This window comes from Pseudomonas sp. R38(2017) (assembly GCF_002112395.1).
Lineage (GTDB): Bacteria > Pseudomonadota > Gammaproteobacteria > Pseudomonadales > Pseudomonadaceae > Aquipseudomonas.
Map to the genome: position 1 here is coordinate 491,956 of NZ_NEHN01000001.1, position 25,713 is coordinate 517,668.

General features: G+C 60.3%; 27 protein-coding genes. 20 read left to right on the forward strand and 7 right to left on the reverse strand.

Going from position 1 to position 25,713, the window contains the following annotated elements; all coding sequences use genetic code 11:
* Positions 1-42 precede the first annotated feature (42 nt).
* Entirely contained in the window at positions 43-690 is a 648-nt protein-coding gene (locus CAF87_RS02405) for an HD domain-containing protein (protein WP_139831695.1), read from the reverse strand.
* A gap of 111 nt (positions 691-801) precedes the next feature.
* Between CAF87_RS02405 and CAF87_RS02410 the strand changes: the two genes are divergently transcribed.
* The 6 genes from CAF87_RS02410 to CAF87_RS02435 all read left to right on the forward strand — a co-directional run bounded on the left by CAF87_RS02410 (position 802) and on the right by CAF87_RS02435 (position 6,577).
* A complete protein-coding gene (locus CAF87_RS02410; RefSeq protein ID WP_039770630.1) occupies positions 802-1,284 on the forward strand; it encodes a GNAT family N-acetyltransferase in 483 nt (160 codons plus the stop codon).
* 194 nt (positions 1,285-1,478) lie between these two features.
* Entirely contained in the window at positions 1,479-2,468 is a 990-nt protein-coding gene (locus CAF87_RS02415) for a 2-dehydro-3-deoxygalactonokinase (RefSeq protein WP_085730485.1), read from the forward strand.
* 19 nt (positions 2,469-2,487) lie between these two features.
* Entirely contained in the window at positions 2,488-3,108 is a 621-nt protein-coding gene (locus CAF87_RS02420; RefSeq protein ID WP_085730486.1) for a 2-dehydro-3-deoxy-6-phosphogalactonate aldolase, read from the forward strand.
* Between the two features lie 48 nt (positions 3,109-3,156).
* Positions 3,157-4,305, forward strand: coding sequence for a galactonate dehydratase (dgoD, locus tag CAF87_RS02425; RefSeq protein WP_085730487.1), 1,149 nt, complete (start codon positions 3,157-3,159; stop codon positions 4,303-4,305).
* 97 nt (positions 4,306-4,402) lie between these two features.
* Positions 4,403-5,713, forward strand: a complete 1,311-nt coding sequence (locus CAF87_RS02430; protein WP_085730488.1) for an MFS transporter — start codon at positions 4,403-4,405, stop codon at positions 5,711-5,713.
* Positions 5,714-5,773: 60 nt separating this feature from the next.
* A complete protein-coding gene (locus tag CAF87_RS02435; RefSeq protein WP_085730489.1) occupies positions 5,774-6,577 on the forward strand; it encodes an IclR family transcriptional regulator in 804 nt (267 codons plus the stop codon).
* 1 nt (position 6,578) lies between these two features.
* On the opposite strand, the gene CAF87_RS02440 is transcribed toward CAF87_RS02435, so the two are convergent.
* Positions 6,579-7,631 (reverse strand): NAD(P)-dependent alcohol dehydrogenase, encoded by a 1,053-nt coding sequence (locus CAF87_RS02440; protein WP_085696966.1) that lies wholly within the window; start codon positions 7,629-7,631, stop codon positions 6,579-6,581.
* Between the two features lie 191 nt (positions 7,632-7,822).
* Between CAF87_RS02440 and CAF87_RS02445 the strand changes: the two genes are divergently transcribed.
* A complete protein-coding gene (locus CAF87_RS02445; RefSeq protein WP_085730490.1) occupies positions 7,823-8,713 on the forward strand; it encodes an AraC family transcriptional regulator in 891 nt (296 codons plus the stop codon).
* Between the two features lie 66 nt (positions 8,714-8,779).
* Here CAF87_RS02445 and CAF87_RS02450 read toward each other — a convergent pair whose 3' ends face one another.
* Positions 8,780-10,444, reverse strand: a complete 1,665-nt coding sequence (locus CAF87_RS02450) for an electron transfer flavoprotein-ubiquinone oxidoreductase (RefSeq protein ID WP_085696964.1) — start codon at positions 10,442-10,444, stop codon at positions 8,780-8,782.
* Positions 10,445-10,969: 525 nt separating this feature from the next.
* On the opposite strand from CAF87_RS02450, the gene CAF87_RS02455 reads away from it, so the two are divergent.
* From CAF87_RS02455 to CAF87_RS02500, 10 genes are all read left to right on the forward strand, one after another.
* Positions 10,970-11,719 (forward strand): electron transfer flavoprotein subunit beta/FixA family protein, encoded by a 750-nt coding sequence (locus CAF87_RS02455; RefSeq protein ID WP_007950859.1) that lies wholly within the window; start codon positions 10,970-10,972, stop codon positions 11,717-11,719.
* On the forward strand, positions 11,720-12,649 hold the full coding sequence (locus CAF87_RS02460; RefSeq protein WP_085730491.1) for an electron transfer flavoprotein subunit alpha/FixB family protein: 930 nt from the start codon (positions 11,720-11,722) through the stop codon (positions 12,647-12,649).
* 80 nt (positions 12,650-12,729) lie between these two features.
* Positions 12,730-13,566 carry an ABC transporter substrate-binding protein gene (locus CAF87_RS02465; RefSeq protein ID WP_085730492.1) on the forward strand — a complete coding sequence of 279 codons (837 nt, stop codon included), beginning with the start codon at positions 12,730-12,732 and terminating at the stop codon, positions 13,564-13,566.
* Between the two features lie 9 nt (positions 13,567-13,575).
* A complete protein-coding gene (locus CAF87_RS02470; RefSeq protein ID WP_085730493.1) occupies positions 13,576-13,932 on the forward strand; it encodes a DUF4398 domain-containing protein in 357 nt (118 codons plus the stop codon).
* Positions 13,929-14,741, forward strand: coding sequence for an OmpA family protein (locus CAF87_RS02475; RefSeq protein ID WP_085730494.1), 813 nt, complete (start codon positions 13,929-13,931; stop codon positions 14,739-14,741). Before CAF87_RS02470 ends, CAF87_RS02475 begins: the two co-directional genes overlap by 4 nt.
* A gap of 200 nt (positions 14,742-14,941) precedes the next feature.
* On the forward strand, positions 14,942-16,381 hold the full coding sequence (locus CAF87_RS02480; RefSeq protein WP_003226969.1) for a PLP-dependent aminotransferase family protein: 1,440 nt from the start codon (positions 14,942-14,944) through the stop codon (positions 16,379-16,381).
* Positions 16,382-16,459: 78 nt separating this feature from the next.
* Positions 16,460-16,939, forward strand: a complete 480-nt coding sequence (locus CAF87_RS02485; RefSeq protein WP_085730495.1) for a translation initiation factor 2 — start codon at positions 16,460-16,462, stop codon at positions 16,937-16,939.
* Positions 16,940-17,105: 166 nt separating this feature from the next.
* The gene (locus CAF87_RS02490; RefSeq protein WP_085710899.1) at positions 17,106-17,360 is read left to right on the forward strand and encodes a YkgJ family cysteine cluster protein; all 255 of its coding nucleotides are present in this window, start codon (positions 17,106-17,108) and stop codon (positions 17,358-17,360) included.
* Between the two features lie 41 nt (positions 17,361-17,401).
* Positions 17,402-18,007 (forward strand): START domain-containing protein, encoded by a 606-nt coding sequence (locus tag CAF87_RS02495; RefSeq protein ID WP_085730496.1) that lies wholly within the window; start codon positions 17,402-17,404, stop codon positions 18,005-18,007.
* 313 nt (positions 18,008-18,320) lie between these two features.
* On the forward strand, positions 18,321-20,414 hold the full coding sequence (locus tag CAF87_RS02500) for an LTA synthase family protein (RefSeq protein ID WP_085710897.1): 2,094 nt from the start codon (positions 18,321-18,323) through the stop codon (positions 20,412-20,414).
* A gap of 59 nt (positions 20,415-20,473) precedes the next feature.
* Here CAF87_RS02500 and CAF87_RS02505 read toward each other — a convergent pair whose 3' ends face one another.
* A complete protein-coding gene (locus CAF87_RS02505; protein WP_169432680.1) occupies positions 20,474-20,632 on the reverse strand; it encodes a DUF3309 family protein in 159 nt (52 codons plus the stop codon).
* Positions 20,633-20,888: 256 nt separating this feature from the next.
* On the opposite strand from CAF87_RS02505, the gene CAF87_RS02510 reads away from it, so the two are divergent.
* The 3 genes from CAF87_RS02510 (at position 20,889) to csrA (ending at position 22,421) form a co-directional block, all read left to right on the forward strand.
* A complete protein-coding gene (locus tag CAF87_RS02510) occupies positions 20,889-21,704 on the forward strand; it encodes an SDR family oxidoreductase (protein WP_085730497.1) in 816 nt (271 codons plus the stop codon).
* Between the two features lie 63 nt (positions 21,705-21,767).
* Positions 21,768-22,100, forward strand: a complete 333-nt coding sequence (locus CAF87_RS02515) for a YnfA family protein (protein WP_085710895.1) — start codon at positions 21,768-21,770, stop codon at positions 22,098-22,100.
* A 135-nt stretch (positions 22,101-22,235) separates the two neighbouring features.
* Positions 22,236-22,421 (forward strand): carbon storage regulator CsrA, encoded by a 186-nt coding sequence (gene csrA / locus CAF87_RS02520; protein WP_085710894.1) that lies wholly within the window; start codon positions 22,236-22,238, stop codon positions 22,419-22,421.
* Positions 22,422-22,426: 5 nt separating this feature from the next.
* Here csrA and CAF87_RS02525 read toward each other — a convergent pair whose 3' ends face one another.
* From CAF87_RS02525 to ngg, 3 genes are all read right to left on the reverse strand, one after another.
* Positions 22,427-22,654, reverse strand: a complete 228-nt coding sequence (locus CAF87_RS02525; protein WP_003192759.1) for a YheU family protein — start codon at positions 22,652-22,654, stop codon at positions 22,427-22,429.
* A gap of 59 nt (positions 22,655-22,713) precedes the next feature.
* Positions 22,714-23,904: an osmoprotectant NAGGN system M42 family peptidase gene (locus tag CAF87_RS02530; RefSeq protein WP_085730498.1), complete on the reverse strand. Its 1,191-nt coding sequence runs from the start codon at positions 23,902-23,904 to the stop codon at positions 22,714-22,716.
* A gap of 61 nt (positions 23,905-23,965) precedes the next feature.
* Complete coding sequence (gene ngg / locus CAF87_RS02535; protein WP_085730499.1) at positions 23,966-25,711, reverse strand: N-acetylglutaminylglutamine synthetase; 1,746 nt, start codon at positions 25,709-25,711, stop codon at positions 23,966-23,968.
* Positions 25,712-25,713: the final 2 nt, after the last annotated feature.

Consider the following 25,713-nt stretch of genomic DNA (forward strand, 5'->3'; position numbering starts at 1 on the left):
AGCTTGGCGATCTCAGGATCGTGATTGACCGGAGTAATGCCTTCAGGCGATGCCGATCTCTTCCTTGAATTGCTCCATGAAACCCTTCAGGCGTTGATGACGGACCTGTGCCAGACGTTGTCCGGCAGCGGTCTGGAAACCGTCGGCAAGGTGCAGCAGTTTGGTCCGGAAATGATCGAGGCAGAATCGCTTGTCGTCGTAGTCCCTTTCCCGGGCCTCGGGATCGTGCGGGTCGTATAGCGCGCTGCCCATGCGCCCTGCGGTGTAGAAGGTGCGGGCGACGCCGAGCATGCCCAGGGAATCGAGACGGTCGGCGTCCTGCATCAGTCGGGCTTCGAGGGTGAGCGGGGTGATGTTGGCGGAAAAACTGTGGGCTTCGATGGCGTGGATGACGGCGCTGATTTTCTCTTCTGGCCAGTTCAGGTTTGCCAGCACCGTTGACGCTTTTTCCGCTGCCAGGCGTGATGCCTGTGAACGTAGCGGCGAGTTCTTTTCTACCGCCACGCAATCGTGCAGCAACACCGCCGCGAGCAGCACCTCAAGGTCGCCACCTTCCTCGGCCTGCAAGGTGCGCGCGTTGTGCCAGACCCGTTGCAGGTGCGACAGATCGTGAGCGCCGTCCTCCGACGGTTCCAGTGCGTGGGGCAGCAGTTCGGCGGCGAGTGGGGCCAATGGTTCGAATGCGTTCATGAATATCCTTCAGAGTGACCGGCCGCACTAGCCTAATCCGTGGATTGCCATGTGACGAGCGCGGCGCGGCGCCTTAGTATGGCGTTTTCCTTTTTCCGACAAGGCCCGTCCATGACGATCGAAATCCGCCCGGCGACCCCCAGCGATGCTCCGCAAATCCTCGCGTTCATCACTGAACTTGCAGACTTCGAAAAGGCCCGTCACGAAGTCATCGCCAGCGTCGCCGACATCGAACGCAGCCTGTTCAGCGAAGGCGCCACCGCCCATGGCCTGATCTGCCTGCGTGACGGTCTGCCGATCGGTTTCGCGGTGTTCTTCTTCAGTTATTCGACCTGGCTGGGCAGCAACTGCCTGTACCTCGAAGACCTCTACATCACTCCTGAGCAACGAGGCGGCGGCGCCGGCAAAACCCTGCTGCGCCACCTCGCGAAAATCGCCTGCGCCAACGACTGCGGCCGCTTCGAATGGAGCGTACTGGACTGGAACACCCCGGCCATCGAATTCTACAAATCCCTCGGCGCCCAGCCGCAGGAGGAGTGGGTGCGTTACCGCATGGATGGCAAGGTATTGCGCGAGTTTGCCGAGGGCAACTGAGCCGCGCCAGGAATACCGCAGCCCGAGACGGTTCCTGCAGGGAAGTTGAATTTCTCTGAAGACGCTGTTACTGCCTGCGGTATTTTTTTTGCCATCATCCCATTATGTGGGAATGATATTTATATATTGAGATTTTGTTGTGCCCGGGTTTATAGTCCAGCTCACTCACTGCCAATAACAAAACAGGTGAAGCGATGCTGGCGCAATTGATCGCGCTCGATTGGGGGACGACCTCACTACGTGCTTACAAACTTGGGGCGGGCGGGCAGGTGCTGGCGCAGCGGTCGCTGTCGTTCGGGATCATGCAGTTGCCGAAGACGCCGCGGGTCATTAACGGTCGTGAATGCGCCGAGGGTTTTGAACTGGCGTTCGACGAGGCGTGCGGCGACTGGCTCGATGCGCAGCCCGGCTTGCCGGTGATTGCCTGCGGCATGGTCGGCAGCGCTCAGGGCTGGCGCGAAGCGTCCTACCGCGATACGCCGGCCAACGTCGCCGATCTCGGAAAATCCCTGCAAACCGTTCGCAGCCTTCGCGGTGTCGATGTGCATATCGTGCCGGGTGTGATTCAGCGTTCGGCACTGCCGAACGTGATGCGCGGCGAGGAAACCCAGGTCCTCGGCGTCCTGCAGAATCTGCCGGTCGAGGCGGGCAATGATTTGCTGATCGGCCTGCCGGGCAGTCATTCGAAATGGGTGGAAGTGGCCGACGGCTGTATCACCCGTTTCGACACATTCATGACCGGCGAAGTGTTCGCGGTGCTCAGCGAACACAGCATTCTCGGCCGTACCCAGCAGCACAGCGCGACGTTCGACGCTGAGGCATTCGATCGCGGCGTGCAGGTGGCGTTGTCGGCAGAAGGCGAGATCGGCGTGCTGTCGACCCTGTTCAGCGCCCGCAGCCTGGGTCTGACCGGCGAACTCACTGCCACCGCGCAACCCGACTATCTGTCCGGCCTGCTGATCGGCCACGAGCTGACAGCGTTGGCCTCCGTGCAACGGCGTCGTCGCAATAGCGCGCAGCTTCCTTCGATCATCCTCATCGGCAACGCGCAGTTGTGCGTCCGCTACAGCCGTGCGCTCGACGCCTGCGGTTTCGCCCGGGTGACCCTGGCCGAGCAAGCCACCGAGCGTGGTCTGTGGCAACTGGCGCTCGCCGCCGGACTGATCGATTCCTCATCCCGTTAACCCTGACTGGAGGCCTGACATGCTCAAGCAAGCACTGGCGCAAAACGGTCTGATCGCGATTCTGCGTGGCCTGCATCCGCAGGAAGCCGCCGCTGTCGGAGAAGTCCTGTATGCCGCCGGATTTCGCGTCATTGAAGTACCGCTCAATTCCCCCGCACCGTACGAAAGCATTCGCACCCTGCGCAAAACCCTGCCCGCCGATTGCCTGATCGGTGCCGGCACGGTGCTGACCCCGGAACAGGTCGAATCAGTGAAGGAGGCTGGCGGCCAGGTCATTGTCATGCCCCACAGCGATGCCAAGGTGTTGCGGGCTGCAAAAGCGGCGGGACTGTACCTGTCGCCGGGTGTTGCCACACCGACTGAAGCCTTTGCTGCACTGGAGGAGGGCGCGGACATTCTCAAGCTGTTCCCGGCCGAGCAGATGGGCCCGGCGGTGGTGAAAGCCTGGCTGGCGGTGTTGCCGGTCGGGACGATTCTGGCGCCGGTCGGCGGCATCACGCCGGACAACATGCAGGCGTTCATCGACGCTGGCGTCAAAGGCTTCGGCCTCGGCTCCGGGCTGTTCAAACCGGGCATGACGACTGAGCAAGTGGCGGCCAATGCCAAGGCCTACGTGGCGGCCTGGAAAGCCCTTCGCTAAGACTTTTCTGGCGCTGCGTGCGCTGCATCTAACAAGAGAGACAAGCAGATGAAAATCACCAAACTCACCACCTTCATCGTCCCGCCGCGCTGGTGCTTCCTGAAAGTCGAGACCGACGAGGGTGTGACCGGTTGGGGCGAGCCCGTGGTCGAGGGTCGCGCCCACACCGTCGCTGCTGCAGTCGAGGAATTGTCCGACTACCTGATCGGCAAAGACCCACGCAATATCGAGGACATCTGGACCGTGTTGTATCGCGGTGGCTTCTACCGGGGCGGCGCGATCCACATGAGTGCGCTGGCCGGCATCGACCAGGCGTTGTGGGACATCAAGGGCAAGGCGCTCGGCGTGTCGGTCAGTGATCTGCTCGGTGGTCAGGTGCGGGACAAGATCCGCGTGTATTCGTGGATCGGCGGCGACCGGCCGGCGGACACCGCGCGAGCCGCGAAAGAGGCGGTGGGCCGTGGTTTTACCGCCGTGAAAATGAATGGCACCGAAGAGCTGCAATTTCTCGATACCTTCGAGAAAGTCGACCTGGCGCTGGCCAACGTCGCCGCGGTGCGTGATGCGGTGGGTCCGAACGTCGGCATCGGCGTCGACTTCCATGGCCGGGTGCACAAGCCCATGGCCAAGGTGCTGATGAAGGAACTCGACCCGTACAAATTGATGTTCATCGAAGAGCCGGTGCTCAGCGAAAACTACGAAGCGCTGAAGGAACTGGCGCCGCTGACCAGCACCCCGATTGCCCTCGGCGAGCGGCTGTTTTCGCGGTGGGACTTTAAACGGGTGTTGAGCGAAGGTTACGTCGACATCATCCAGCCGGATGCGTCCCACGCGGGCGGCATCACCGAGACCCGCAAGATCGCCAACATGGCTGAAGCCTACGACGTGGCGTTGGCGCTGCATTGCCCACTGGGGCCCATTGCGCTGGCGGCGTGTCTGCAATTGGACGCTGCTTGTTACAACGCGTTTATCCAGGAACAGAGCCTGGGCATCCATTACAACGAGAGCAATGACCTGCTCGACTATGTGAAGGATCCACGGGTGTTCGACTACGACAAAGGCTTCGTGACGATTCCGAACGGACCGGGCCTGGGGATCGAGATCAACGAGGAGTACGTGATCGAACGTGCGGCTGTCGGCCACCGCTGGCGCAACCCGATCTGGCGGCATGCCGATGGCAGTTTTGCCGAGTGGTGAGTGGCTGACTCAGCACATCTGATCGTTCCCGTGCCGAACGCGGGAGCGACTCAAGGCCTCAGGCCAACCTCAATAAACATAAGAAGAGGTTCTCCCCATGCAACCGCAAACCCTTACCGGGCAAGCGACGTTAGTCACGCCCAGCCGCAAGCGGTTTTTCATCATGGTGCTACTGTTCATCACCGTGGTCATCAACTACCTCGACCGCAGCAACCTGTCGATTGCTGCACCGGCTCTCACCTCCGAGCTGGGCATCGATCCGGTGCGCGTCGGGCTGATCTTTTCCGCGTTCGGCTGGACCTACGCCGCGATGCAGATCCCTGGCGGCTGGCTGGTAGATCGGGTGCCGCCGCGCATCCTATATAGCGTCGCATTGCTGCTGTGGTCGCTGGCCACCGTGATGCTCGGTTTCGCCGCCAGTTTCATCGCGCTGTTCGTGCTGCGCATGGCGGTCGGTGCGCTGGAAGCGCCGGCGTATCCAATCAACAGCCGCGTAGTGACAACCTGGTTCCCCGAGCGCGAGCGGGCCACGGCCATCGGTTTCTACACGTCCGGACAGTTTGTCGGGCTGGCGTTCCTGACGCCGGTGCTGGCGTGGCTGCAACACGAGTTTGGCTGGCACATGGTGTTTGTCGTGACCGGCGCAGTGGGCATCGTGTGGGCGGCGATCTGGTACGCGGTGTATCGCGAGCCACGGGATTTCAAAGGCGCCAACGAAGGCGAAATCGACTTGATCCGCGAGGGCGGCGGGTTGGTGGACATTGCAGCCGAAACCGCAAAAGTGAAGGCAAAATTCAGCTGGACCGATCTCGGCATCGTCCTCAGCAAACGCAAGTTGTGGGGGATCTACCTCGGCCAGTTCTGCCTGAACTCGACGCTGTGGTTTTTCCTGACGTGGTTCCCGACCTATCTGGTGAAGTATCGCGGCATGGACTTCATCAAGTCCGGCCTGCTGGCGTCGCTGCCATTTCTTGCCGCGTTCATCGGCGTGCTGTGTTCCGGATTCTTTTCCGACTTCCTGATCCGCCGTGGCTGCACCGTCGGGTTTGCGCGCAAGTTGCCGATCATTGGCGGGTTGCTGATTTCCACCTCGATCATCGGCGCCAATTTCGTTGAATCGACGCCGCTGGTGATTGCCTTCCTGGCGCTGGCGTTTTTCGGCAACGGGCTGGCGTCGATCACCTGGTCGCTGGTCTCGACCCTGGCGCCGGCGCGCTTGCTGGGTTTGACCGGTGGGGTGTTCAACTTCATCGGCAACCTGTCGGCGATTGCCACGCCGATTGTCATCGGCTTCCTGGCCAGCGGCGATTCGTTCGCTCCGGCGATCACCTACATCGCAGTTCTGGCATTGATCGGTGCTTTGTCCTACGTGCTGCTGGTGGGCAAGGTCGAGCGCATCGAGTTGTAGTCGTCCCTGTCGGGCGACCATAATGCCGTCCGTTCCCTCGCTCAACGCTAAAGGCTGGATATGCAGGAAGACGCCCCAAAAACCGCCAAGGACGCCGCGCCGACCGGCACCCAGACCCTGCTTCGAGGGCTGGGTGTGGTACAAGCCGTCGCCAGTGGCGCCCGCGATCTCAAAGAGATTGCCCGCCTGATCGGCACCACCCGCAGCACTACGCATCGTCTGGCCAGTTGTCTGGTGGAGGAGCGTTACCTGCGCGTCGTACCGCAAGTCGGTTATCTGCTGGGGCCGAAGCTGATCGAACTGGGTTTTCAGGCGCGCGAAGAGTTGCCGTTGGTGACTCTGGCCGGGCCGTATCTGGACGAGCTGTCGGCACTGACCGGCGACACCGTTCACCTGGGCATCCGTGAAGGCGACGAAGTCTTGTACCTGTTGAAGAATCCGGGGCGCAACGGCCCGGAAATGCGCTCGCGGGTCGGCCATCGCATGCCGCTGGTGCGCACCGGGATCGGCAAGGCGCTGATGCTGGATGACGCGCCGAAGGACTGGCAGCGTCTGTACGACATCAGCCTTCCGGCGGGTGGGAAAAGTCAGTTCTGGCCGCAGCATCCCCAGCAGTCGTGGGAACAGTTGGAGCAGCGGATGACCGAGTACGTGGCCGGCGGCTACGCGTTCGATCTGGAAGACAACGAACCGTCGATCCGTTGCGTGGCGGCGCCGATTCGCGACGCGAGCAAGCGCATCGTCGCGGCGATCAGCATCGCCAGCACCGTGCCGTACATGCCGCTGGAAAAAATGGCCGAGCTGATTCCCCTGATCAAAGGGGTCACGGCCCGGCTTTCGGCAGAGCTTGGCTTGAAGGTCTGAATCAGAGCTTCAGAGTCGCCATGTCGATGACGAAACGATACTTCACGTCGCCGGCGATCATCCGCGCGTAGGCTTCGTTGATCTGGCGGATGTCGAGCATTTCGATGTCGCAGCTGATGTTGTGCTCGGCGCAAAAATCCAGCACTTCCTGGGTTTCGGCGACGCCACCGATCAACGAGCCGGCCAATACGCGACGGCCCAATACCAGTTTGGCGGCGTGGACCGGTGGATCGATCGGTTCGATCAGACCCACCAGAATGTGCACGCCGTCGAAGCGCAGGGTGTCGAGGTACGGGTTGAGATCGTGCTGCACCGGAATGGTGTCGAGCAGGAAGTCGAAACGACCGGCTGCGGCTTTCATCTGCTCTTCGTCGGTGGAGACGATGACGTGATCGGCACCCTGGCGACGACCTTCCTCAGCCTTGCTCGCCGAGCGGGTGAACAGCGTCACTTCGGCGCCCATGGCCTTGGCGAACTTGATACCCATGTGACCGAGGCCACCCATGCCGAGAATCCCGACCTTGTCGCCGGGCTTCACGCCGTAGTGTTTGAGCGGCGAGTAAGTGGTGATTCCGGCGCAGAGAATCGGTGCGGCGGCTGCCAGATCCAGTTTCTCGGGGATGCGCACCACGAAGTGTTCGCTGACGACGATGCTGTCCGAATAGCCGCCCATGGTGTTGCTGCCGTCGACCCGGTCCGGGGTGGCATAGGTCATGGTCGGGCCTTCGAGGCAGTATTGCTCGAGGTTCGACTGGCAGGCTTCGCAGGTGCGGCAGGAATCGACCATGCAGCCGACACCGACCAGATCGCCTACCTTGTGCTTGGTGACGTTCGCACCGACGGCGGTGACTTTTCCGACGATTTCATGGCCGGGCATCAACGGGTAAACGGCGATGCCCCATTCGTTGCGCGCCTGGTGGATGTCGGAGTGGCAGACGCCGCAGTACAGGATGTCGATGGCGACGTCGTCGGCCCGAGGGCTGCGGCGTTCGAATTTCATCGGGGCGAGGGGCGTGGTGGCCGTTTGAGCGGCATAGCCGATGGCGGTGTACATGTGAAACCTCGCAAAAGCAGTGACAAGTGAGGCGGCGCATTCTGGGCGCCGTCCGGTCGCCCGGCCATGGCGATTCCTCCGGGTGTCATGCCTAATCCTCCGGCATGCGGGGTTGATCGGTCGCATTGGCAAAAGGATCTGCGATGATGCTTTTATCCCTTTTTCCGTGATTTTTTCTGAAGAGCCACCCGATGCAATTGACCCGTCACCTTGATGCCAACGCCACCCTGGTTTCGCTGATCGAACCGCTGGCGCTGCGCGATGGTTACAGCCAGACCGGGCTGCCGGGCGTACAGGTGCTGCGCGCCAGTTGCGACGTCGCCCGTGGCCCGCATATTTATGAGCCGAGCCTGATGATCATTGCTCAGGGCAGCAAGCTCGCGTATCTCGGCCCTCGCACCATGGAATACGGCGCCGGGCATTACCTGATCCAGGCCTTGCCGGTGCCGTTCGAGTGCGAAACCTATGCGTTGCCGGATGCGCCGTTGCTCGGTGTGTCGGTGGCGATCGACCGGGTGCTGCTCGGTGAATTGGTGCTGGCCATGGGGCTGGCGCCGGGGCGGCATATTCCGGCGCAGACACCGGAATCGATGACCTCTGTGGTGCTTGACGATGAGATGCGCGGTTGCGTCGAGCGCCTGCTGCGTTGTCTGCACGATCCGCTGGAGTGCCAGATTCTGGGGCCGGCGCGGGTGCGTGAATTGTTATTCGTCGCGTTGCGCGGACCTCAGGCCGATGTGTTGCGGGCATTGGTGGAGCAGCAGGGGCAGTTTGCACGTATTGCGGCTTCGATCAGCCATTTGCACTCGCACTACACCGAACCGTTGAACGTCGAGACATTGGCCAGTTGCGCGAACATGAGCGTGTCGACCTTTCATGAGCATTTCAAACGCAGCACGCTGTTGTCGCCGGTGCAGTACTTGAAGCGTTTACGTTTGTTGAAGGCGCAGACGTTGTTGATCGCCGAGGGATTGGGGGTTGCGCAGGTGGCGCACCGGGTGGGGTATCAGAGCACGTCGCAGTTCAGTCGCGAGTACAAACGTTATTTCGAGCGTAGTCCGGGGGATGAGCGGGCGGCTTGATCATGTACAAATCGCAGGCAACAAAAAGGCCCCCATACAGGGAGCCTTGATGTTCAGCGGATCGACTTACATGTTCGGGTAAGTCGGGCCGCCAGCGCCTTCCGGCGTCACCCAGGTGATGTTCTGCGAAGGGTCCTTGATGTCACAGGTCTTGCAGTGCACGCAGTTCTGGGCGTTGATCTGGAAGCGCTTCTCGCCGTCTTCCTTGGTGATCACTTCATATACGCCGGCCGGGCAGTAGCGCTGCGCGGGTTCGTCGTACATCGGCAGGTTGCGGCTCAACGGGATGGTCGGGTCGGTCAGCTTCAGATGGCACGGCTGTTCTTCTTCATGGTTGGTACCGGAGATGAACACCGAGCTCAGCTTGTCGAAGCTGATTTTGCCGTCGGGTTTCGGGTAGTCGATCTTCTTGCAGTCGGCCGCGAGCTTGAGGCAGGCGTAGTCCGGCTTGGTGTCGTGCAGGGTGAACGGCAGTTTGCCGCCGAAGATGTTCTGGTCCAGCCAGTTGAAACCGCCGCCGACGATGGCACCGAACTTGTGGATCGCCGGGCCGAAGTTGCGGCTGGCGAACAGTTCTTCGTAGAGCCAGCTCTTCTTGAAGGCGTCGACGTAGGTGGTCAGTTCTTCGGTGCCATCCTTTTCAGCGAACAGCGCGTCGGCCACGGATTCAGCGGCGAGCATGCCGGACTTCATTGCGGTGTGACTGCCTTTGATCTTGGCGAAGTTCAGGGTGCCGAGGTCGCAACCGATCAGCGCGCCGCCCTTGAACACCATCTTCGGCAGCGAGTTCAGGCCACCCTTGCAGATCGCACGTGCGCCGTAGCTGATGCGCTTGCCGCCTTCCAGATATTGCTTGAGCACCGGGTGATGCTTGAGTCGCTGGAACTCGTCGAACGGCGACAAGTAGGTGTTGCTGTAGGACAGATCGACGATCAGGCCGACTACAACCTGGTTGTTTTCCAGGTGATAGAGGAAGGAACCGCCGGTGTTCTCGGTGCCCATGATGTCCATCGGCCAACCGGCAGTGTGCACCACCAGGCCTGGCTGGTGCTTGGCCGGGTCGATTTCCCAGATTTCTTTCAGGCCGATGCCGTAGTGCTGGGCGTCGGCATCGCTGTCGAGGTTGTAGCGCTTGATCAGCTGCTTGCCGATGTGACCACGGCAGCCTTCGGCGAACAGCGTGTATTTGCCACGCAGTTCCATGCCCGGGGTGTACAGGCCTTCTTTCGGATGGCCTTCGCGGTCGACACCGAGGTCGCCGGTGATGATCCCGCGCACCACACCGTTTTCATCGATCAGCGCTTCCTGAGCGGCGAAGCCCGGGTAGATTTCCACGCCCAGGTTCTCGGCCTGCTGAGCGAGCCAGCGGCACAGGTTACCGAGGGAGATGATGTAGTTGCCTTCGTTGTGCATGGTCTTGGGCACAAAGAAGTCAGGAATTTTCTGCGCGCTTTCGGCGTTTTTCAGCACGAAAATGTCATCGCGGGTGACTGGCGTGTTCAGCGGGGCGCCGAGTTCTTTCCAGTCCGGGAACAGTTCGTTCAGGGCCCGTGGTTCGAATACGGCACCGGACAGGATGTGCGCGCCGACTTCGGAGCCTTTTTCGACCACGCAGACGCTGATTTCCTTACCGGCTTCGGCGGCCTTCTGCTTCAGACGGCAGGCGGCGGACAGGCCAGCGGGGCCGGCACCGACGATGACCACGTCGAATTCCATGTATTCGCGTTCCACAGGCTATCTCCTACTCAAGGCTCAACAGTTTTTTTTCTAATTTGGAGGTTCGGTGTCGTATCCGTTATTGCCTTTACGTTAACGTCAAGGCTAATAATGGGCAAACCACCTTTCTCTCTAGGCGGCGCATTATATCTACACCACTCTTAGCGTCCAATACAAACGTTTGTTTGAATCGGCTCCAGCCCAGAGAAATCAAAGAAGCGCGGCTTATGACAGGGCATTTTGGCGTATTGACCAGAATGGGCGTTCCGGTCAAGATACGGGCGGTTTTGCGCTCGCCGTAGGCTGAATGGTGGTTTCAAGAGGACCTCTAAAGACAGGGCGTAGGCGGTAACCGGTGATGCGCAGCGCAGGTTTGGCGCGCAGTTTACACACCGCGGCGCGGCATGACTCATCGGTCACGACTGACGAACGGTCATCCCGCTCAGCCGGCGTTTTTAGAGGTGCCCTTGTGCCCGATGAGCATCAACCGCCAGGTTCGCCTAGGCGACTTTCTTTTCACCGGAGAGTAACGAGGAATCCATGAAGGTTCTTGTAGCTGTCAAACGCGTTGTGGATTACAACGTCAAGGTTCGCGTCAAGGCGGACAATTCCGGCGTAGACCTCGCCAACGTCAAGATGTCGATGAACCCGTTCTGCGAAATCGCAGTGGAAGAAGCCGTACGCCTGAAAGAAAAAGGCGTTGCGACTGAAATCGTCGTCGTCTCCATCGGTCCGTCCACTGCTCAGGAACAGCTGCGTACCGCACTGGCTCTGGGTGCCGACCGCGCCATCCTCGTCGAATCCGCTGAAGACCTGACTTCCCTGGCCGTGGCCAAACTGCTCAAGGCCGTGGTCGACAAGGAACAGCCTCAGCTGGTGATCCTGGGCAAACAGGCCATCGACAGCGACAACAATCAGACTGGCCAGATGCTCGCTGCACTGAGCGGCTACGGTCAGGGCACTTTCGCTTCGAAAGTCGAAGTCTCCGGCGACAGCGTTGCCGTGACCCGCGAAATCGACGGCGGCGCGCAGACCGTTTCCCTGAAACTGCCAGCGATCGTCACCACCGACCTGCGTTTGAACGAGCCGCGCTACGCGTCCCTGCCAAACATCATGAAAGCCAAGAAGAAGCCTCTCGAGACGCTGACTCCGGACGCTTTGGGCGTTTCCACCGCCTCCACCAACAAAACCCTGAAAGTCGAAGCGCCGGCCGCACGCAGCGCAGGCATCAAGGTCAAGTCGGTGGCTGAACTGGTCGAGAAACTGAAAAACGAAGCGAAGGTAATCTAAATGACTATCTTGGTTATTGCTGAACACGACAACAAAGTGCTGGCCCCGGCCACTCTGAACACCGTTGCTGCCGCTGCCAAAATCGGTGGCGACATCCACGTTCTGGTTGCAGGCCAGGGCGCTGGCGCCGTGGCTGAAGCCGCTGCGAAAATCGCTGGCGTGAGCAAAGTCCTGAACGCTGACAATGCTGCCTACGCGCATCAGCTGCCGGAAAACGTTGCTCCGCTGGTTGCCGAACTGGGCAAGGGCTACAGCCACATCCTTGCTGCCGCCACTTCCAACGGCAAAAACATCCTGCCGCGCGTTGCTGCCCAGCTGGACGTTGACCAGATCTCCGAGATCATCTCGGTAGAAAGCGCTGACACCTTCAAGCGTCCGATCTACGCCGGTAACGCCATCGCTACCGTGCAATCGACTGCTGCGATCAAAGTGATCACCGTGCGTGCCACCGGTTTCGACCCGGTTGCAGCAGAAGGTGGTTCGGCTGCCATTGAATCGGTTGCCGCAGCTCACAACGCCGGCACTTCCAGCTTCGTCAGCGAAGAGCTGGCCAAGTCCGATCGTCCTGAGCTGACCGCTGCCAAGATCGTCGTTTCCGGCGGCCGCGGCATGCAGAACGGCGACAACTTCAAACACCTGTACGCTCTGGCCGACAAGCTGGGCGCCGCTGTGGGTGCTTCCCGCGCTGCAGTCGACGCAGGTTTCGTACCGAACGACATGCAGGTCGGTCAGACCGGCAAGATCGTTGCACCACAGCTGTACATCGCCGTCGGTATCTCCGGCGCGATCCAGCACCTGGCTGGCATGAAAGACTCCAAAGTGATCGTTGCGATCAACAAGGACGAAGAAGCGCCGATCTTCCAGGTGGCCGATTACGGCCTGGTGGCGGATTTGTTCGAAGCCGTACCTGAGCTGGAGAAGCTGGTCTAATCCAGCGGCTTCACTTATAAAGAGCCCGGCCTGTTGGTCGGGCTTTTTTTTGTCTCGGATTTGAGTGGGAGCGTTTCGCCATGGATCTGCATCGTCGGTTGGGCTTCTCGTTATTGCTGTGTTCCAGCCTGCTGCCGGGGTTGTCCGTGGCAGCGGGCAAATGCGAGCGACTGGTCGTCACCGGCAGCCCGGATGCACCGCCGTATCTCTGGCAGGATCCGCAGAATCCAAAGCAACTGATTGGTGCGAGTGCCGACCTGTTGCAGCAAGTGGCGAAGGACCTGGGCATCAAGGTCGAACTGCTGTATGCCGGCAAGCGCTCACAGGCCCTCGACGAAGTGCGCAGCGGGCGCATGGACATGCTGGCTGACGCGCCCATGACCTTTAACGAGCTGGAAAACCTCGACTATATTCATCCGCCGCTGTTGGAAAACGACTATCTGGTCTGGACCCGCAAGGGCTCGACCCTGGTCTACAGCGAAGCCAGGGATCTCCAGGGCCACCAAGGAGGATTGTCGGAAAAGTCTCGAATGACCCAGGCATTCAGTACTTTCGCCGAGAAGCAATTGACCCTGACCCGTACGGCAAACCTCACTCTGGCCCTACAGAAACTTCTGCTGGGTGAAGTGGAATATGTACTCGCCGGCCGCTACTCGGGGATGGCGGCCGCGCAGGCCCTGGGTATGGCCAATGATCTGCTGGCCTTCGAGCAACCGATTGACCGGCCCGGTCTGTTCCTTGCGCTTTCCCACAACTCGGCTTGCAACGATCCGTGGTTGCGCGGACAGCTGGCCAAAAAGATGACAGAATTGCCCGCGTCCGGCCTGACGGAAGCCGCGCTGCAACGCAACATCGAGCGCTGGAAGGCGCAGCAGCAACAGCCGCCGCAAGAACCTGTCAGCGCCCCAAAACAGTAGGGATTCTTAGTGAGTAATCGAGTTCTTTTCACGGCCCTGGCCGTTCTGGTCCTGGCCGGTTGCGCCAGCGATCCGGCACCCAATGAACAAATGCGCCTGACTGAACAGGCGCTGGAGCAGGCCAAGGCCGTCGGCGCCACCGCCGATGAAGTGCCGGAAATGAAACTGGCAGAAGACAAGTTCAACCGGGCCAAGGGCAGCATGGCCGGCGAATCCTTCAAGAACGCGCGGATGCGCGCCGAACAGGCTGAGCTGGATGCACGCCTGGCCGAAGCGAAGGTGCTGACCCAGAAGAGCGAGGAGCAACTGAACGTGCTCAACACCCGCATCGTCCGCCTGCGCAAGCAACTGGGGGATGCCCAATGAGCCTGACTTCAAAAGCCTTCGGCACTCTGATCCTCGTGGGTTGCGCCAGCCTTTACGGCTGCGCCGGTCAACACAGCGAAACCGCTTTGCAGGAAGCCAGCGCTGACTTCCAGAAGGTCAAGGAAGATTCCAATGTGCTGCGTATCGCGCCAAAAGACGTGATCCGTGCCGGTGAATCCCTGGCCCGTGCCGATCGTCTTTCCACTTATTGGGGCAGTGGCGCGGACGTGGCGCATTACTCCTACCTGAGCCAGCGTTACAGCCAGATCGCCCGCGAGCACACCAATCTGGTGCTCAACGAAGAGCGTGCGGCGAAGCTGGAGCTTGAGCGTCAACGCCTGCAACTGGCACTGCGCGAGTCCAAACTGCTGAGCGTGCAGCAGCAGGGCAAATGGCTGGAGGAACAGATCGTCGCACTGGCCACCACCCAGACTGACCGTGGCCTGGTGATGACCCTCGGTGACGTGCTGTTCGACACCGGCGAAGCCGAGCTGAAGAATTCGGCGAATCGCGTGGTCCTGAAGATCGTGCAGTTCCTGCAGCTCAATCCGAAGCGCGTGGTGCGCATCGAGGGCTATACCGACAGCACTGGCGGCAAGCAGGAAAACCTAAAGCTGTCCCGCGATCGCGCACAGTCGGTTGCCGATGTGCTGACGGATCTGGGTATCGACGAAAAACGCATTCAAGTCGAAGGCTACGGCGACGAATATCCGGTGGACGCCAACGCATCCGAGCGTGGGCGCGCGCAGAACCGTCGGGTGGAAATCGTGTTCTCCGACGAAAAAGGCCAGCTCGGCGCCGCCCGCTGAGGGTGGCGTTACTGGAAAGCCCGGCCTGTCATGCAGCGCCGGGCTTTTTTACGTCTGTCGATTACCTCACAAAGCAGTCCAGATTTAGCCGACACTGCACTGTATGGTTGACTAATATGGCAACTGTCCCAGTACACTTCAGAACTGTTCCGGTATTGTTCACACAAAAATAAAACGCCCGTGATATCGAGTGCTGCGTCATGACCAATCTCTTGCTCTACCAACGTATTGCTCAACAGCTGGCCGAAGACATCCGCCGCGGCGTGTATCAACCGGGTGAGCGCGTGCCCTCGGTGCGCAAGATGAGTTCGCAGCTCAACGTCAGCCACGCTACGGTGTTGCAGGCTTACGCCAACCTTGAGGATCAGGGGCTGATCCGTGCACGGCCGCAGTCTGGCTATTACGTGCACCAGACCCCGGCCCTGACCGCGCCAACCCCGGACATTGCCCGGGTCGAACGACCTGGCCTGGTCACCCGCGCCAGCATCATTCAGCAAGTGTTGGTCGAGTCGCGCCGCGAAGGCGTGTTCCCGCTCGGTGCAGCGGTACCCAGTGTTGATTATTTGCCGGTGCGCGCACTGCATCAGCAATTGGCCAAGGTCACCCGATTCCATAGCCCTCGTGCCTTCAGCTACATGTTCAGCCCGGGTTTCGAACCGTTGCGCCGACAAGTCGCGATCCGCATGCGCGACGCCGGTGTGGTGGTCGATCCGTCGGAAGTAGTGATCACCCACGGCTGTGTCGATGCCTTGCAGATGTCGTTGCGGGTGCTGACCCGTCCGGGCGATCTGATCGCCGCCGAATCACCGACCTACTACGGACTGCTGCAACTGGCCGACCTGCTCGGCCTGAAAGTCATCGAAATCCCAAGCGACCCGGCCACCGGCATGAGTCTTGAAGCCCTGCAACTGGCGGCCAACCAATGGTCGATCAAAGCCTTGGTGCTGACGACCCGCCTGAGCAACCCGCTGGGCGGCACCATGCCCGAAGAACGGCAAAAACAATTGCTGCGTCTGGCCTCGGACTTCGATATCCAGATCGTCGAAGACGACATCTACGGCGAATTGATGTTCGAGCAAGGTCGCACCAAGGCGCTCAAGGCCTACGACCGGCTGGATCGGGTCATTTACTGTTCGAGTTTCTCCAAGACCCTGTCACCGGGTGTGCGGGTGGGCTGGATGATTGCCGGCAAGTATCAGCAGGAAATCCAGCGTCTGCAGACCTTCACCACGCATTCGGCTTGCAGCGTCACGCAAATGGCGATTGCCGCCTATCTGGAAAATGGCGGTTATGACCGGCATTTACGGTACATCCGCCAGGAATACCGAAAAAACCTCAGCGCGTTCCAGCTGGCGGTGCAGCAGTACTTCCCTGAAGGCACGCAGATGACCCGGCCTACGGGCGGTTTCATCCTGTGGGTGAGCCTGCCGGGGCGGGTCAATACCCAGGAATTGCATGTCCGCGCGTTACAGCAGGGCATCAGCATCGCACCCGGGCTGATCTTCAGTAATACCGAGCAGTTCAACCACTGTATCCGCCTGAACTGCGGCACGCCGTGGAATCGCGAGGCGGAACGGGCGCTGATGACCCTCGGCCTGCTGGCGACGCAACTGTGTCAGGAAACCGCTGGCGGTTTCTGAACAGACCGTGCAGCGCGCTTGTCATGTGGCGTTCAACAGGCGAGCATATGGCCCTCTGCCGTTAGCGTTGTAGGTTCCATGAAAGCGATTTTTCCTGCTGCCTGGGTTTTGCTTTGTCTGTTGATGATCGGTCACGCGCCAGCTGTCATGGCCGCTGCCGTTTCGGAAAAACCGACAGCAGCCTCCACGGTGAAAAAACCGGTGGCCAGCAAGAAAGCCGTTCCTGCGAAAGACAAACAGCAGAAGAAAGCTGTACCCGCAAAGAAACGTGCACCTATTGCTTCCAAGTCGAAGCCAGCCAGTGAAGTGGTGAAAACCCAACTGCCGACCCCCAAACTCGACTTGAGCCTGCCCAGAGAAATGGTTCAGCAGTTGAAACCGGTCGGTACTGTGCCATTGGCCAAGCGCGAAGGGGTCCTGCCGCAGATGTTTGGCGAGAAGAACAGCGGTTTCCAACTCAACGGTCGTCTGCTCAGCAACGAAATGCAGTTGCAGCTGCGTAACGAAGAGCGCCGTGAAGTCGAAGGCGCGGCGCTGGATTTCGAATTCAAGCAGTAAATTCAATCGATCCGTGACCCGCAGACCAGACGCTTTGTCGGAGACTGGTCAGTCACTTTCGTTTCTGCGTAAAAACCCGGCTTAAGGGAATTTAAAACAGCCGTTTTAGCGGTTACCCTGTTCCGCGTCCCTTTAACACATTGCCCGTCGCGAGGAGCTCGTCGTCATGAAATGCCGTGAAGGCTGTGGCGCCTGTTGCATTGCCCCCTCCATCAGCTCGCCGATTCCAGGCATGCCCGATGGCAAACCTGCCGGCGAACGTTGCGTTCAGCTCTCGGTCGAAAACCTGTGCAGCATTTTCGGCCGACCGGAACGTCCGGCGGTCTGTTCAGGGTTCAGCGCCGATGTCGAAGTCTGCGGAAGCAGTCAGGAAGAGGCGATCAGACTGCTCGGCTGGTGGGAGCAGATGACGGCGGCGTGATGTGTCAAACGTACGGAACTTCAACAATAAGGAATAAGACTATGGGTTCGCTGCATCGTATCGCTGTGTTGTGTGGTTTGACTGCCGTGCTGGCCACTTCGGCTGCCCAGGCTGAAGACTGGAAAGTGGCCAAGAACGAAGACGGCATCAAGGTCTCCCTGAGCGAAGTGCCGGGTTCTGACTACAAGTCTTATCAGGGCGTGACCTTGATGAAGACTACCGTCGCCAAACTGCGCGCACTGCAGGAAGACGTCCCCGGTGCCTGTGCCTGGATTCACGAGTGCAAGACCCAGAAACTGCTCAAGCACGAAGGCGACCAGAGCTGGACCTACACCCAGTTCAACACACCATGGCCGGTAACCCCGCGCGATTCGATCCTGCATGTCACCACCGTTGAAGGCGCCGATGGCAGCCTGACCCGCAACCTCGAAGGCGTGCCAAAGTACCTGCCAGAAGAAAAAGGCTTTGTGCGCGTAGCTCAGGTCAAAGGCTTCTGGAAGTTCGTGCCGAAGGGCGATCAGGTCGAAGTGACCTATCAGGTCCACACTGAGCCAGGCGGCAGCGTGCCATCGATGATTGCCAACAAGTTTGTGGTCGACGCACCGTTCAATACCCTGAAAGCCCTGAAAGAACGCGCCGAGAAGTAAGTAGCGCGTGCTCTGCAAACGCCCCGATGAACTCGGGGCGTTTTGTTTTGTAGCGATATTGTGTTTCCGGATATGCGTTGAACGAAATTTTCACAAACGCTTCAAGACAATTCGCCCGCGCAATTTGAATCTGTCCGGGTATGCCGTGCCTTTAATGAAAGAGTCCGGCAGCAGGGCAGTAATCAATGGCAATGCCGCCGGTGATCGTGCAACATTTGCGCACCGCGCAAGCCCCGGGGCCTGGAATGGCCAACAGAGGGCAGGGCGCAGCTGTATTTTTGCAACTTCAACTTCCAATGGGTCCTAAAACGACATGGCAAACCCGGACGCCCTGAATCAGCAGCGATCTTCCAGTCGCCTGCTGCAACCGACCGTCAAATCGCATCTGGCCTACACGCTCTTGTGCGCGCTGGTCATGATGGTGATGTTTTCCGTGCTGCGCCTCGCGCTGCTGGTCTACAACCGCGAGATGATCCTCGACACCCCGGCTTCGACCTTTCTCGAAGCCTTCGCCAATGGCCTGCGCTTCGATTTGCGTCTGGTGGTCTACCTCTGCGTTCCGATGGTCCTGGCGCTGTTCAGTGCCCGGGCGATGGCCGCTCGCGGGTTCTTCCGTCTGTGGCTGACCGTGACCTCCAGCATCGCGCTGTTCCTCGGCCTGATGGAGATGGACTTCTACCGCGAGTTTCACCAGCGCCTCAACGGCCTGGTGTTCCAGTACGTGAAGGAAGACCCGAAAACCGTGATGAGCATGCTCTGGTACGGTTTCCCGGTGGTGCGCTACCTGCTGGCCTGGGCCGTGGGCACGGTGATCCTGACGCTGGCGTTCAAGGGTGCCGACCGTCTGACCCGTCCGCGTGGCCCGTTCAGCGGCGGCAACGTCGGCACCCGTCAGGTGGCGCCATGGTACGCGCGTCTGGCCGTGTTCGTGGTGTGCCTGCTGATCTGTGTGGTCGCCGTGCGTGGCACCCTGCGTCAAGGCCCGCCGCTGCGCTGGGGGGACGTGTACACCACCGAATCGAACTTCGCCAACCAGCTCGGCCTCAATGGCACCCTGTCGCTGATCGCGGCAGCCAAGGACCGAATGGGCGAAGACCGCAACAATATCTGGAAAGCCACGCTGCCGCAGGATCAGGCGCAGAAAGTCGTGCGCGACATGCTGGTCATGCCGGACGACAAACTGGTCGATGCCGACATCGCCGCCGTGCGTCGTGACTACACGCCGCCAGCCGACAAGACCCTGCCAATCAAGAACGTCGTCGTGATCCTGATGGAAAGCATGGCCGGTCACTCGGTGGGCGCTCTGGGCGCGCCGGGCAACATCACGCCGTACCTCGACAAACTGTCGAAGGAAGGCCTGCTGTTCGACCGCTTCTTCTCCAACGGTACCCACACCCACCAGGGCATGTTCGCCACCATGGCGTGCTTCCCGAACCTGCCGGGTTTCGAATACCTGATGCAGACCCCGGAAGGCAGCCACAAACTGTCCGGCCTGCCGCAATTGCTCAGCGCGCGCAAGTATGACGACGTCTACGTCTACAACGGTGACTTCGCCTGGGACAACCAGTCCGGGTTCTTCAGCAACCAGGGCATGACCAACTTCGTTGGCCGCAATGACTTCGTCAACCCGGTGTTTTCCGATCCGACCTGGGGTGTGTCCGACCAGGACATGTTCGACCGCGGTCTGGTGGAACTGAAGGCACGGGAAAACGGCAAGCCGTTCTACGCGCTGCTGCAAACCCTGTCCAACCACACGCCTTACGCCTTGCCGACGCCATTGCCGGTCGAGCGCGTGACCGACCGTGGCACGCTCAACGAGCACTTGACCGCCATGCGTTACGCGGACTGGGCACTGGGCCAGTTCTTCGAGAAGGCCCGTAAAGAGCCTTACTTCAAGGAAACCCTGTTCGTCATCGTCGGCGACCACGGCTTCGGCAACGAGCGTCAAATCACCGAAATGGACCTGGGCCGCTTCAACGTACCGATGCTGATGATCGCACCGGGCATCCAGGAAAAATTCGGTACCCGTGACCACACCGTGGGTACCCAGATCGACATCGTGCCGACCATCATGGGGCGTCTGGGTGGCGAAGTGCGTCATCAGTGCTGGGGTCGTGACCTGCTCAACCTGCCGGCAGGCGACACCGGTTTCGGTGTGATCAAGCCATCGGGCAGCGAGCAGACCACCGCCATCGTGACGGCCGACCAGATCCTGGTGCTGCCGAAAGAGAAGGAAATGGCGCCGAAGATCTACCAGTACCAACTGGGCGCGAATCCTTCGGCTGAAATCATTCCGGATGCACCGCGCACCGCCGAGCTGAAACTCAAGCTCGAAGCGTTCCTGCAGACGGCTACCAAGAGCCTGCTCGACAACACCGCCGGTGTGATTAACGGCAAGCCGGACTGATCATTCCGCGCAATAAAAAAGAGGCCCTTTTCAGGGCCTCTTTTTTGTCGGTCAAAACGTCATATGCGGCCGAGCAACAGCAGCACCAACAGTACAACCAGCACTACGCCGATAATGCCCGAAGGACCGTAACCCCAACTTCTGGAGTGCGGGAAGACCGGCAGACCACCGATCAGCAACAGGATCAGGATAATGATAAGAATTGTGCCCATGTCGATTTCCTTGTTGATAGTGTCTGAGGAGTCTCGTTGTTAAAGGGCGGCTGGAAGTTGAACTAAATCCAGACGGCTTACAAATTCCGACTGGCGCGCGTGAAAGAAAATTCAATGTTTTTTTAACGTATTTGGTTCACGGTCTTATATCGTTCGATGCCACGGTTTGCTCTTGCCATTCAGCAATCTGATGGAGCGTGGGTCGCTCCGGATCCTTCGCTACACTCCGCGCATCTTCCCCGGAACAACAAGGTTGTCTGTTATGCAAAATCGCATGATGATCACTGGCGCGGGCTCCGGCCTGGGTCGCGAAATCGCGCTGCGCTGGGCGCGTGAGGGCTGGCAACTGGCCTTGTCCGACGTCAGTGAGCCGGGCCTGCAGGAAACCCTCAAACTGGTTCGCGAGACCGGTGGCGATGGCTTCATCCAGCGCTGCGACGTGCGCGATTACAGCCAGCTCACCGCGTTCGCCCAGGCCTGCGAAGTGAAGTTCGGCGGCATCGACATCATCGTCAACAATGCCGGTGTGGCCTCGGGCGGATTCTTCAGCGAGCTGTCGCTGGAAGACTGGGACTGGCAGATCGCGATCAACCTGATGGGCGTGGTCAAGGGCTGCAAGGCGTTCCTGCCGCTGCTGGAACAGAGCAAGGGCAAGATCATCAACATCGCCTCGATGGCGGCACTGATGCAAGGTCCGGCGATGAGCAACTACAACGTGGCCAAGGCTGGCGTCGTAGCATTGTCCGAAAGTCTGCTGATCGAACTGGCCCAGCAGGAAGTCGGTGTCCATGTGGTTTGCCCGTCGTTCTTCCAGACCAATCTGCTGGACTCGTTCCGCGGTCCGACCCCGGCCATGAAAGCTCAGGTCGGCAAGCTGCTGGAAAGTTCGCCGATTACCGCCGCCGATATCGCCGACTACATCTACCAGCAGGTCGCCGCCGGCGAGTTCATGATCCTGCCCCACGAACAGGGCCGCATGGCCTGGGCGATCAAGCAGAAGAACCCACAGCTGCTGTACAACGAAATGACCGCGATGGCCGAAAAGATGCGCGCCAAGGCCAGACAGAACAACGGCTGAACTTGCACCGCCAGAGCCCCGTCGTTAGGGTGACCGCCACAGTCACCCTGACGAGTCATCTGCATGCTCAACTACTTGTGGTTTTTCCTCGCCGCGTTGTTCGAAATCGCCGGCTGTTTCGCCTTCTGGATGTGGTTGCGCCAGGGCAAGAGCGCCTTGTGGGTGATCCCGGCGCTGCTCAGCCTGACCTTGTTTGCACTGTTGTTGACGCGTGTTGAAGCGACCTACGCCGGTCGCGCCTATGCCGCTTACGGTGGCATCTACATCATTGCCTCGATTGGCTGGCTGGCCGTGGTCGAGCGCATCCGTCCGCTGGGTTCGGACTGGATCGGAGTTGCCTTGTGCGTGATCGGGGCCAGCGTGATTCTGTTCGGGCCACGGTTTTCGGCGACCTGAAGCACCGACTTGAAGGAAACGTCTGAAGGCTGAAGCGCCTGAGGGTGTAGGGTTTGACTGATTTGCCCGCAGCGCATTGTAGGGCGCTCGAAAGCCGCGCATCTTCAAGGCTCGAAAACCTTGAAGGACACCCCCATGCTTGTACTCAGCCGTGTTGTCGGTGAACTGATTTCCATCGGCGACAACATCACTTTGCGCGTTCTGGCGGTCAATGGCTCCAGCGTGCGATTCGGCGTCGAGGCGCCTAAGCAGGTCAACGTGCACCGTGCCGAAGTCTACGAGCGGATCCAGCGCAAACAGGTCAACGGCAAGGGCCGCTGACCGTTTCAGTCGAACAGGTGCTTGGGCACGTCGTGCTTGAGCATCAACTGGCACTGCTCGCTTTCCGGATCGAAGACGATCAGCGCCTGGCCTTTGGTCAGGGCCTGGCGAACCCGCAACACGCGGGTTTCCAGTGGGGTGTCGTCACCGTTGTCGGTGCCGTCGCGGGTGACGAAATCCTCGATCAGGCGGGTTAGGGTGTCGACTTCGAGCGCGTCGTAGGGAATCAGCATGGGCACCTCGGCTAAATCAATGTCGGGATGCTACGGCGAATGACCGCCGAGGGCCAGACTCAACTGTCCGAGCGTTGCCCCACCAGGCTGTCCACTGACGGCACCCGGGTGTCGCTTTCCATTTGTGTCTCGTGTTCGATCTGGTGACTGAAGCGATCCAGTGACGCATTGGCCGGTTGTGCGTCGCTGGCGAACACCGGCGGACTAAGGATGTACGCCCCCAGCAAACGACTGAGCGCCGCCAGACTGTCGATGTGCGTGCGTTCATAGCCGTGGGTCGCGTCGCAGCCGAAGGCGAGCAGGGCGGTGCGAATGTCGTGGCCAGCGGTGACGGCCGAATGGGCGTCGCTGAAGTAATAGCGGAACAGGTCGCGCCGCACCGGTAACTCGTTTTCGCCAGCCAACCGCAGCAGATGCCGCGACAAATGATAGTCGTAGGGCCCACCGGAATCCTGCATCGCCACGCTCACCGCGTGCTCGCTGGAGTGCTGGCCGGGCGCGACCGGCGCGATATCGATCCCGACAAACTCGCTGACATCCCACGGCAGGGCCGCCGCCGCGCCGCTGCCGGTTTCCTCGGTGATGGTGAACAGCGGATGGCAGTCGATCATCAACTCCTGACCGCTGTCGACGATTGCTTTCAGTGCTGCCAGTAACGCGGCGACCCCGGCCTTGTCGTCCAGATGTCGGGCGCTGATGTGACCGCTTTCGGTGAACTCCGGCAGCGGATCGAACGCCACCACATCCCCCACGCAGATACCCAGCGAGTCGCAATCGGCGCGGGTCGCGCAGTAGGCGTCCAGGCGCAGTTCGACGTGATCCCAGCTGATCGGCATTTCGTCGACGGCGGTGTTGAAGGCGTGCCCGGACGCCATCAGCGGCAACACGCTGCCGCGGATCACGCCGTTGTCGGTGAACAGGCTGACGCGGCTGCCCTCGGCGAAACGGCTCGACCAGCAACCGATCGGCGCCAGGGTCAGGCGCCCGTTGTCCTTCACCGCGCGCACGGCGGCACCGATGGTGTCCAGGTGCGCCGATACGGCGCGGTCGGGGCTGTTTTTCTTGCCCTTGAGGGTGGCTCGGATGGTGCCGCGACGGGTCATTTCGAAGGGGATGCCGAGTTCTTCCAGCCGCTCGGCAACGTAACGCACGATGGTGTCGGTGAACCCGGTAGGGCTGGGAATGGCGAGCATCTCCAGCAGGACTTTTTGCAGGTAGTTCAGATCCGGTTCGGGAATTTGGGTGGTCATGGAAACTCCTGTTGCGGAGCGCCATCCCCGCGTTGGGTGCGGGAATGACGCAGAAGAGGGATCAAACGGCCGGCTGACTGTGTGGAAACAACAGATCCACAAACCGTTCGGCCGTCGGCTGCGGCTCATGGTTGGCCAGGCCGGCCCGTTCGTTGGCTTCGATGAACACGTACTCCGGCTGATCGGCAGCGGGCACCATCAGGTCGAGCCCGACCATCGGAATGTCCAGCGCTCGCGCCGCACGTACGGCGGCATCGACCAGGGTCGGATGCAGAATGGCCGTCACGTCTTCCAGAGTGCCGCCGGTGTGCAGGTTCGCCGTACGCCGCACGAACAGATGTTCGCCGGCTGGCAGGATGCTGCTGTAGTCATAACCTGCCGCGTGCAGGGTGCGCTGGGTTTCGTGGTCCAGCGGGATTTTGCTTTCGCCGCTGGTGGCCGCTTGCCGGCGGCGGCTCTGGGCTTCGATCAGGGCGCCGATGGAGTGATGACCGTCACCGACCACCTCGGCAGGCCGGCGGATCGCAGCGGCGACTACGTCGAAACCGATCACCAGAATCCGCAGGTCGAGGCCTTCGTGGAAGCTTTCGAGCAGCACACGGCTGTCGAACTGTTTCGCTGAGTCGATGGCCTTCTGCACCTCTTCGATGCTTTGCAGATCCACCGCCACGCCATGGCCTTGTTCACCGTCGAGCGGTTTGACCACCACCCGCTGGTGCTCGTCGAGAAAGGCCAGATTGTCGTCCGCGTTCGCCGCCAGTTGCTGTGAAGGCACATTCAACCCGGCGTTTTTCAGCACTTTATGGGTCAGGCTTTTGTCCTGGCACAGATTCATGCTGATGGCACTGGTCAGGTCGCTCAGAGATTCGCGGCAACGTACCCGGCGACCGCCGTGGCTGAGGGTGAACAGCCCGGCATCGGCATCGTCCACTTGCACATCGATGCCACGTCGATGGGCTTCCTCGACGATGATCCGCGCGTAGGGATTGAAATCTGCCTCTGGTCCGGGACCGAGAAACAGCGGCTGATTGATGCCGTTCTTGCGCTTGATGGCGAAGGTCGAGAGGTTGCGAAAACCGAGTTTGGCGTAGAGGTTCTTCGCCTGACGGTTGTCGTGCAACACCGACAGATCCAGGTAGCTCAAACCGCGGCTCATGAAGTGTTCGATCAGATGTCGCACCAGCACTTCACCGACCCCGGGACGCGAACACTGCGGATCGACCGCCAGGCACCACAGGCTGCTGCCGTTTTCCGGGTCGTTGTAAGCCTTCTGATGATTGAGGCCCATGACGCTGCCGATCACCGCGCCGCTGTCCTCGTCCTCGGCCAGCCAATACACCGGCCCGCCCCGATGATGTGGAGTGAGCAGGGTGGCATCGATCGGCAACATGCCGCGCGCCTGATACAGCTGATTGATCGCCTGCCAGTCCTCTTCGCTTTGAGCACGACGGATGCGGAAGCCGCGAAACACCCGTGTGGCCTGACGGTAATCGCTGAACCACAGACGCAACGTATCGGAGGGGTCGAGAAACAGTTGAGTCGGCTCCAGACCGAGAATTTGCTGTGGTGCGGCCACGTACAGGGCGATGTCGCGCTCGCCGGGCTGCTCGTTGAGCAACTCTCGAGCAAGACTGGCGGGGTCAGGGAAGGTGTGGCCGATCAGCAACCGGCCCCAGCCGCAATGCACGGCAATCGGCTCGGCACTCGGCTGGTTGCCATCCTCGGCCAGACGCGCCTGCAAACGTTCATAGGACGGTGTCTGACCGCGTAGCAGCCGTTGGCTGTAAGCCGTGGCGTGAGGTTTCATCG